An 8,951-nucleotide genomic window follows, 5' to 3' on the forward strand; every position below is an offset into this window, starting at 1 on the left:
ACCCGCGCACCGCGTACCGGCCGTGGGGGGGGGACGGGCGACCCCGGTTCCCTCCCCCACCTTCCCTTTTCCTGCCCCCCCTTTGCCCCACCCCACCCCCCCCCCCCCACGCGACGATCGACGGCAGGTGATACGGCTTCTACGCCTCAGACCTGCCTGACGTCGGGGCCGACGGCGTGTCCCGCTCGGGGCAGGAGGGGCTCCGGCTCCAGGGAGTGGCCCCGTCGGCGTCGGGGGTCAACGGGGTGAACCGGGCCGGGAGCGCGGTGAGCGTCCGGTGGACAGCCCCAGGGCGGTACGTCAGCTTGTCGGCGGGAACGTCCAGTTCGATGTCCGGCAGGTAGGTCAGCAGCCTCTCGATGGCGGCGGTGGCAATCAGCGTGGCGACGTCACGGGCGGGACACGCATGGGGCCCTGCCGCGAAGGCCAGGTGCGCCTTGTTCCCGGAGCGGTAGCCGTCCGCCGGCATGCCCGAGTGGGGGCAGGTGTTGGCGGCGGCGTACGACACCATGACGGGCGAGCCTGCGGGGATGCGAGCACCGTGGAAGGTCACGTCCTTCTTGGGGAAGTGGACGCTGAAGTTGGCCAGCGGCGCGTCGTGCCACAGCGCGTCATCGATGGCGTGCTGGATGGGCAGGCTCCCGGTGGTCAGCGTGCCGAAATAGCGGTCGTCGCTGAGCATGCGGACGAGCGTGTTGGCAATGAGGTTGCCCAGCGGCTCGTTTCCGGCCCCGAGGGTGATGAGGATCTGGTGGACGGCCTCTTCCTGGCTCAGCCCATTGGGATGATCGATGAACCAGGAGGTCAAATCGTGGCCACGCTGTGCCGCCTTGGTCCCGTAGAGCGTTTCGAGGTAGGCGCCGAACGACTGCCCGCCCACTGCCTGTGTCTCCGGATCGTTGTCCATCATCGCCCCGAGCGCCCACACAAGCCGCCGGCCCTCCTCGTCCGGCATACCGAACAGAGCATTGAAGACCATCAGGGGCAGCTGCTGCGCGTACTGGCGGACGAGGTCGACCGTCCCGGTATCGGCGAATTCCTGGAGCAGCGTGTCGGCGAAGCGGAATGTCAGGGCGCGCACATCACTGGGATCCAGGAGACCGAAGCTGTCCGTGATCACACGTCGCAGGTGCGCGTGTGCCTCGCCGTCGGCGAAGAACAGACTCGGCCGCCACTCCACCAGGGGCCGGATCGGGCTGTCCTCCGGCACCTGCGGCAGCCAGCCCCGGGTGTCCTTGGTCCACGTATCGGCGTCCTGGAGGAGGTCGAGGGCGGCCCGGTAGTCGGTGACCAGGTTGACCACGACACCGGGGGCCACTTCGGCTACGCCGACCGGTCCCTGTCGGCGCAGCAGTTCATAGCTGCGCTGCGGGTTCGCGGCGTGTTCGGCCCCATGCAGGGACACGGGTGCTTCGGCTGGTGTGAGCGTCACGAGGCTTTGACTCCGGCAACGGATATGGAATGGGCGGTCAGTTGGGCGAGGGCGTGCAGGCCGCTGTTCTTCTCTCGTGCGTCACAGGTGACCAGTGGAGTCTCCGGGGCGAGGTCGAGCTTCGAACGGATGAGCGCCAAGTCGTACTTGGGTGAGTCAGGGAAGACATTGACAGCGACGGCGTACGGCAAACCGCGCTCCTCGATGAGTTCCATCACCTCCCAGGAGTCCTTGAGCCGCCGGGTGTCGACCAGGACGAGGGCACCGAGTGCTCCGACCGCGATGCCTTCCCAGAGAGGAAGGAAGCGGCGCTGCCCGGGAGTTCCGTACAGGTACAGAACGTATTTGTCGCCCGGCAGGGTCAGACGGCCGAAGTCGATGGCGACCGTGGTGGTGGTTTTGTCACGCAGGACATCGTGACTGAGGTCATCGGTAGCGACCGCCGCGTTCGTCATGACCTCGTCGGTGTGCAGTGTCGGAATCTGCGACAGCGACTTGACCACAGTCGTTTTACCGATACCGAGCGGGCCGGCAACGAGGATCTTGATCCTTCGGTGTTCCCCCTCAGGCAGGTAGACGGGAGGCGAGCTAGGCGGCAAGGAGAGCGTGGAGTCCACTCAGAACCTCTTCCAGGACTTCTTTCGACGGTCGGCCATCGTTCGACGCGCGCAGAGCGTCCGGAATCGGAACGCTGGCTTTTAACTGACCGTCACTGACAAGTTGTTCGGCGAGCACCAGAGTCACGCTGACCGGGAGGCCGAGATAGCCGGCCAGTTCGACGACGGTGAGAGATCCACCGGTCAGCAGCTCGATCACGCGCTGGTGCACCGCAGTGTGGTACCTGGCGAGGGGCAGACCACTGGCACGCAGAGCTGCCAGCGAATCGAGGGTGCCCGAGAGGCCGGCGCCGGGGCTGGTTCCGGTCGCAAGGTAGGCCGGCAGCAGCCGTCGCTGTTCCTGGCCGCGGCTCATGACGCCCCGTCGCTGGTACGGGCGGGAACGGACATGATCTGTTCTCCGAGTTTCATTGCCTGGCGGGCCATGGTGGCCGCGACCACCCCCATGGGCATGTCCTCATCGCCCGCTGCCGCGATCAGGGTGTTGGTTCCTTCGCCGACCGGCATGACCATGTAGATACCGCGGTCGTTGTGTGAGGTGACGGTCTTGAGCGGAGTGCTTCGAGGGGCTCCCAGAACGGCGTTGGTGGCGGCGCGGGAGGCGGAGTGCAGCGCGGCGGTCATCGCACCGATGCCGTCTGCCTCGTCCTTGGTGAGATCCTCGGAGATGGCCTGGACCATCCCGTCGAGAGTCATGGTCAGGGCGTGCCGGACACCACGGATTTCGGTGATGGGCTTCAGGACCCAGGCGGACGGGCCGGTCTCTTCGTGGGCTTCAGGCATGGTCACAGTGTTGACTCCGAATCGGTGACGGACCGGTCGCCGGTGAGGCCACTTTGGAAATCGCTCCACATGGCACCGGTGTCTTCCGGGTTCAAGGGGCGGGGCGCTGCGGCGGCGGCCTCATCATTGGTGGCTGTCGCCGAGAAACGGCGGCGGCGCTGCGGCAGCGCGGCCGCGCCGGTCGGCGCGGGCGAGTGTGTGGGCGAGTCGGCAGCGGCGGGCCGCTTGTGGGCCTGGGGCGCCACGGCAGGTTGGGGAGCCATGACCGACGGAGGTGTGGCGTTTTCGTCGATCGAGGTCAGCAAGTTCTCGGGAACGGACACCACAGCGCGCACCCCGCCATAGGGAGAGGAAGTGTCGATGGAGACATGGAGGCCGTAGTCGGCGACGAGACGGCCGATGGCGGCGAAGCCCATGGACGGCGGATCGCCGAGCTCGAGGAGCATCACCTCCTGCTGTTCACCCGATATCAGACTTCGGCCGCGGGCGAGCGCTTCCGAGGTCATGCCCTTGCCGGCGTCGTCGATCGTGATGCACACACTGCCGTTGCCGGTCTGGATCAAGCCGACGTCCACCATGAGGTCGTCACGGGAGTGTTCCAGCGCGTTGGCCATCAGCTCGGCGCAGATCACCGCAACGGGCTCGGCCGCACGCCCGACCACGCCGATGTTGGAAAGGCCCAGCCGAGAAACGATGTTGATGCGGTCGAAGCCGCGCAGTCGGGAGGAGGCGCCACTGACGACCTCGCTCACGTAGGTGTCCTTGCGGACGTGACCCGGCCAGCCTCCGCACACGATGGCGGATCTCTGCGTGAGGCGCAGGTTCTGCTCATTGATGTGGTCGGACTCAAGCAGGCTCTGCGTCAGACGGGGCGGCGCGCTGAACTCGTGCTGCAGACCCACGATATTCGTCTGCAACCGGTAGGAAAGGGCCTGGGACTCCTGAGTTGCGCCACGCAGGGCAGCCCTAGCAGCGGCGTCGATGCGGCGCCTTTCCTTGAGGACAATGCCAGAAACAGCTTCGGGCAGGGCGTCGAGGAGCTGCGCAGCCTCGGACCCCGCAAGGCTCTTGTGCAGCAGTCCGGGAACGGGGTGATGAGAGCTGATCAGGTGCAGTGCGAGAGCGGGAAGCCGATCGGAGACGAGGTGACGCACCTCGTCGAGAAGCTCCGCCTCGCGGGTATTGAGTTCCTTCGCGCGGGCCTCTGCGGCCTGCCTGTTCTGCACCTCGGTCCGGGCGCGGCCCTCGGCAGCCTGCATACGGGAATTGGCGGCCTGCGCCTCCGCGGACAACTCTTTGCCCCGTCGTATGTGTGTGCGGCGCGAGCGTGCCAGGAGCAGCGCCCAGACTGCTAGGAGGAGAGACAAGACGCCGAGGGCAAGGGCGATTTTTGAGGACAAGGTCACGGAGGGTGGTCCTAGGGGTCGGTCGAGCCTTCGAAGAACGGCGCAGCGGTTCACTCCCCCGTAGGGGTGGTGAGTGCGGCCTCCGGAGAACTGGCGGACAGGAGAAACAATGTGGCAATTCGCGAATAGTGCGTGGACCGTTCGTGCAGGGCGAAGAAGTACCACCGCAGACAAACGGCTGCGAGGCCGAGCCGGGGCCCGGTGAATCGCCCGAGCCGGCCAGGGCTCCAGCGGCGCGATCCCCATGGGCAGCGTCGGCCGTCCGGCCAGCCCTCGCGCAACTCCCGGCCCAGGAAACGGTCGCAGGGCGGAGCTCGCCGAGAACGCGAATGAACAGGTGCATCGGAGCTCCGTTGAGGACTGCGAACGCCAGCTACATCTGGTGCTTCCCGCCGTCGCACGCAGTCGACTCGCGGCCTTGCCACTTCCTAAAACGTGATCAGCTTACTGGAGTTGATCTGTATACGCGGCCCTGGTGAGCCCGCGCAGTTACGAACCGGACGATCTTTGCTTGCTGGGTTCTCGCCGATCGCGCACGGCGTAGACAATGGCACTCCCCGGCAGCTCGCCGAGCGCACCCTCCGGTGGCCTCGGTGCGCAACGCGGCGGCGGTCAGGTGCTCGAAGGCCAGGGTGAGTGGCGCGAGTGAGGTTGATCCCTGGGAGTGGACACCGGGCGCGCTGGGAAGGACTGCGGCGGGCAGGACTCGGCCAGGAAGGGTACGGCTGCCGGGACCGGTTCCAACGAGAACGGCAAGGTCGGCAAGTGCCGCACCGACGAGCTGGAGATCACGGCGGCGGACAGCACCATCGACGGCGACTCCGATGGGACCGTCGTGGTGCGGCTGAAGAACGGCGGCGGCCGGGACTGCGTGCTCTCCGGGTACGCGGGCGTCGACCTGAAGACCAGCGCGGGGTCGCTGTCCGCGAAGCGCACGGGTGAGAAGGCCACCCCGGCCATCCTCAAGGACGGGGAGTCGGTGTACTTCGGCATCAACTACCCGATCAACAAGTCGGGCGGCTCCGGCGTCCGCATCATGGGGCTGGTGGTGACCCCGTCGGACGAGACGAAGTCGGTCACCCTCGACTGGCCTGGCGCCGACACGCTGCCCGTCACGGACGGCTCCGGCTCCCCGGTGAAGGTCGGCCCGATGGGGAGCGCCGGTCAGGGCTGCTGACCCGCACGTCCCAGGCTCCTCAGGCCGCACCGTGCCGCTGCCCGAGTACCCGCCCATGCGGATTGCGAAGCCCCCTCCGGCTCCCAACACGCTGAACTTGACAGAGAAGGCGACCCGGAGGGCGAGGACGTGCGGATCGCGTCCGTCGGCCAGCTGTCGGTCGTCTTCTTCGCGAACCGCGCCCTGTGGCACCTGTCCGTGCTGGACATCGTCTGGATCGGACAGCCACCTGGTGACAACGCCCCGACCCCGGCATCGCAACTGCTGCCGGGGGCGGGGCGTTTCGCATCGTAGCCACGGCCGTATCCACCGGTATCCACCCGGGCGGCAACGTGTATCCACCCGCGTTGCCAGAAGGCCGGCCCCGGTTCCGCCCGCGCCGGTGTCACGTGCCTGGTGTGACGTCAGCCCGAGCCTGTGAGGTCTGTGATGCGCGCAGGCCGATTCCCAGCCAGACGCGGTGAGCGATGAGGCTATGAGCCTGTGAGGCGCCGTCTCAGCCGCAGTGGCGACGGGTCAGGTCCTCCAGCACCGCACTCCACTGCTCGCCCCGCGCCGCCGGTCCACCGCCTCGATCACGGCCTCGGGCGGCAGGGCGGCGGAGCGGTCCGCGAGCTCCCGCCCATCCCGATCCCGATCGCTCAGCGCAGCTCTCTTCATCCACGCGGACACGAGGCTGCCCTCGACGCAACGGTCAGGTTGCGCGACGAGAAAGCGGGTTGCTGGTGAAGATCGTGACGCGGATGCTTCCACCATGAAGATGCACGCAAACCAGCTGACGGTGTCACGCGAGACGGTGCGCACGTTGGTAGACCAGCAGTTTCCTGAGTGGCGGAGCCTGCCAGTCAGGAGCATCGCTGCGCAGGGAACGGTCAACGCTATCTTCCGCATCGGCGATCGGTTCGCAGCTCGATTCCCTCTTGAGTCCGCAGACGTCGAGTCGACGCGGGGCTGGCTGGAGGCCGAAGTGGAAGCGGCTCGCGAGCTGGTAGGCCGCACGCGTTTCCCTACGCCCGAGCCGGTCGCGCTTGGTGAACCCGGGGCAGGCTACCCGCTTCCGTGGTCGGTGCAGACATGGCTGCCCGGGATCGTGGCCGTCAACGAGGACCCAGGGGAATCGTCTGCGTTTGCCCGCGACTTGGCCGATCTCATCGGCGATCTACGCGCGATCGACACGCGTGGCCGCACGTTTGCCGGCACAGGTCGAGGAGGCGACATGCAATCCCATGACGCATGGATGGAGACCTGTTTCAGGCACAGTGAGCAACTCATGGATGTCCCTCGGCTTCGCCGCATCTGGGCAACATTGCGCGATCTGCCGCGAGGTGCAGCTGAGGACGTCATGGCCCATGGTGATCTGATTCCGGGCAACGTGCTCGTGTCCGCCGGTCGGCTTGCGGGGATTCTTGACGTCGGCGGCTTCGGGCCGGCTGACCCTTCTCTGGATCTGGTGAGCGCGTGGCATTTGCTCGAGGCTGGGCCGCGGCGGGTGCTCCGCGATCACCTGGGTTGCGACGACCTTGAATGGGAGCGAGGCAAGGCGTGGGCTTTCGTTCAAGCGATGGGGTTGGTCTGGTACTACGTCGAAAGCAACCCGGCCATGAGTCGGATGGGTCAACGGTCCTTGGAACGCGTCCTGGCGGACAAATCGCCCGCGTGACCTGTTCGCCTTCCTCGAAACCGTCGGCATCCACGCCCCCGGCACCGTGCTCGACGACCCCCACTGGACCGAATGGCGCGGCGGCCGCGCCCACGAGCGGAACTCTGCCCGACAACAGCGGCCTGCGGGGAAAGCCTGGGCGGGCACCACGTGCCCCCTACCAGCGCATGCCGAGCGCATCCGGATCCGCCCGGCGCCACCCAGCGAGCTTCCCGGCCCGTTTCCTGACGCTGTCGAGCCACGTGCCGAGCTTGACCACCACGCCCCCGTCAGCGCCGTCCTGAGGGCTGCGGAGATGTGTCCCGCTGCAATGGATCCTGCCCCAACGTGCGCGTGGACGGCGCGTCGTTGGTGGTGGCGGCGAATCCGAGAGCGCTGACCGATGAAGCCTTCCAGCTCGTTCACGCTCTTAGGAACGGCGATCAGGATGGCGTCCCGCCAAGTGGGGTGCAACAGACTCTCGCGTGTCTACGTGGTGTGCGCCTCCGGGAAGTGCACCCGCCCTCCTACGAGACCGACGCCGGCACGTCGCGGCGGCTGGCTGCGGCCGACCCCGGGGTGCACCGCGCGTTGTCCGAAGCTGCCACGCAGGCGATCGCCGGGGATGCGAAGGTCTTCACCACGGTCGCGGCAGAGGTGCTCGACCAGGCTGGCGGCCCGAGTGTCAGAGTTGGCGGGCAAGGTGGCTGCCGGGTGACCGGTAGGCCATCGTGGGAGTGGGTTGGGAAGCCTGCCGCTCAGGCGGCACGGTGGCGGGCATGGCGCGAGGGGGCGGTCTGCATCCCAACGGTACGAGGTCGAGAAGACCGTGAAGACGGCTGTGCGGCACCCCGAGACGGAGTAGCCGCAGGTGCTGGAGCCTGCTGTGGCAGGGACAGTGGAGGGTAGGACCCACGGGGCCGCGCATCGGGGTTCACGCCTGTCGGGCGTGCGCTGCCCCGGCCAGCCGAAAGGTGCATCCCCATGTCTGCGGAGCGCGCAAACCTCGACCCGCACCCCCTCACTGCCCTGGTCACCGGGGCCACGTCCGGCATCGGCCGGGCGGTCGCCAAGCGGCTGGCCGCCGACGGAATGTCCGTCGTCGTGGCCGGCCGCAACGCCCAGCGCGGCGCCGAGACCGTCGACGAGATCACCACAGCCGACGGCCACGCCCGATTCGTCGCGGCGGACCTGGAGGACCCGGTCGGCATCGACCGGCTCGCCGCAGAGGTCGGCGAGATCGACGTCCTGGTCAACAACGCCGGACATGCCGTCTGGGCACCGACCGAGGAGATGAAGGTCTCCGACTACGACGCGATGTTCGCCGGCAATGTCCGCGCGGCGTTCTTCCTCGTGGCCGCGTTCGTCCCGGCGATGGCGGCGAAGGGATCGGGCAGCGTGATCAACATCGGCAGCATGGCCGGCAGCCTCGGCTTGGCCAACGCTGCCGCGTACGGCGCGACCAAGGCCGCGCTGGCATCACTGACGCAGAGCTGGACGGCTGAGTACAGCGGCCGTGGCGTCCGCTTCAACACCGTTGCCCCCGGCCCGGTCTACACCCGGGGCGCGGCCCGCGAGCTGTTCGACGCGATCGCCGAAACCACAGCGATGAAGCGCGCGGCCGAGCCTGCCGAGATTGCCGAGGTCGTCGCTTTCCTCGCCTCGTCGAAGGCCAGCTACGTCACCGGCGCGACCGTCGCCGTCGATGGCGGCCGCACCGCCATCTGAACCCTGGCTCGCACACTGGGCGGCCCCACTGACAGGTCCCCTATCCGAGGAGACCATCACGCACGGCGGCCCTCTCAGAGGGCGGTATGTGACGTGATGCCACGTTTGCTGTCGCTGGAACGTGTGGCACAGGCGTATCGGGGCTGATCGGAGAGTCCTGTCGTGCTGG

The 8,951-nt window shown here is 67.6% G+C and carries 8 protein-coding genes and 1 pseudogene; 4 read left to right on the forward strand and 5 right to left on the reverse strand.

The genetic code is table 11. From position 1 onward, the window contains the following. Window positions 1-139 precede the first annotated feature (139 nt). Genes ACFVX4_RS39695 through ACFVX4_RS39715 form a run of 5 tightly spaced genes read right to left on the reverse strand, consistent with a single transcriptional unit; the run spans window position 140 to window position 4,091 of the window. Window positions 140-1,432: a cytochrome P450 gene (locus tag ACFVX4_RS39695; protein WP_389987661.1), complete on the reverse strand. Its 1,293-nt coding sequence runs from the start codon at window positions 1,430-1,432 to the stop codon at window positions 140-142. Beyond that, complete coding sequence (locus tag ACFVX4_RS39700) at window positions 1,429-2,049, reverse strand: ATP/GTP-binding protein (RefSeq protein ID WP_385322864.1); 621 nt, start codon at window positions 2,047-2,049, stop codon at window positions 1,429-1,431. Before ACFVX4_RS39700 ends, ACFVX4_RS39695 begins: the two co-directional genes overlap by 4 nt. After that, entirely contained in the window at window positions 2,021-2,404 is a 384-nt protein-coding gene (locus ACFVX4_RS39705; protein ID WP_331748816.1) for a DUF742 domain-containing protein, read from the reverse strand. The genes ACFVX4_RS39700 and ACFVX4_RS39705 overlap by 29 nt, the downstream gene beginning before the upstream one ends. After that, a complete protein-coding gene (locus tag ACFVX4_RS39710) occupies window positions 2,401-2,832 on the reverse strand; it encodes a roadblock/LC7 domain-containing protein (protein ID WP_331749558.1) in 432 nt (143 codons plus the stop codon). Before ACFVX4_RS39710 ends, ACFVX4_RS39705 begins: the two co-directional genes overlap by 4 nt. Before the next feature lie 2 nt (window positions 2,833-2,834). Further along, entirely contained in the window at window positions 2,835-4,091 is a 1,257-nt protein-coding gene (locus ACFVX4_RS39715; protein WP_389987665.1) for a sensor histidine kinase, read from the reverse strand. A gap of 850 nt (window positions 4,092-4,941) precedes the next feature. Between ACFVX4_RS39715 and ACFVX4_RS39720 the strand changes: the two are divergent. The 4 genes and pseudogenes from ACFVX4_RS39720 to ACFVX4_RS39735 form a co-directional block, all read left to right on the forward strand. Then, window positions 4,942-5,415, forward strand: a pseudogene (locus ACFVX4_RS39720) (DUF4232 domain-containing protein); the annotation flags it as partial. A gap of 129 nt (window positions 5,416-5,544) precedes the next feature. Further along, a complete protein-coding gene (locus ACFVX4_RS39725) occupies window positions 5,545-5,709 on the forward strand; it encodes a hypothetical protein (RefSeq protein ID WP_389987668.1) in 165 nt (54 codons plus the stop codon). A 460-nt stretch (window positions 5,710-6,169) separates the two neighbouring features. Then, on the forward strand, window positions 6,170-7,075 hold the full coding sequence (locus ACFVX4_RS39730) for an aminoglycoside phosphotransferase family protein (protein ID WP_389987671.1): 906 nt from the start codon (window positions 6,170-6,172) through the stop codon (window positions 7,073-7,075). Window positions 7,076-8,038: 963 nt separating this feature from the next. After that, window positions 8,039-8,782, forward strand: coding sequence for an SDR family NAD(P)-dependent oxidoreductase (locus ACFVX4_RS39735; RefSeq protein WP_389987674.1), 744 nt, complete (start codon window positions 8,039-8,041; stop codon window positions 8,780-8,782). Window positions 8,783-8,951 lie beyond the last annotated feature (169 nt).

It is taken from the genome of Streptomyces sp. NPDC058240 (assembly GCF_042882135.1).
In the GTDB taxonomy this organism is placed as follows: Bacteria; Actinomycetota; Actinomycetes; order Streptomycetales; family Streptomycetaceae; genus Streptomyces.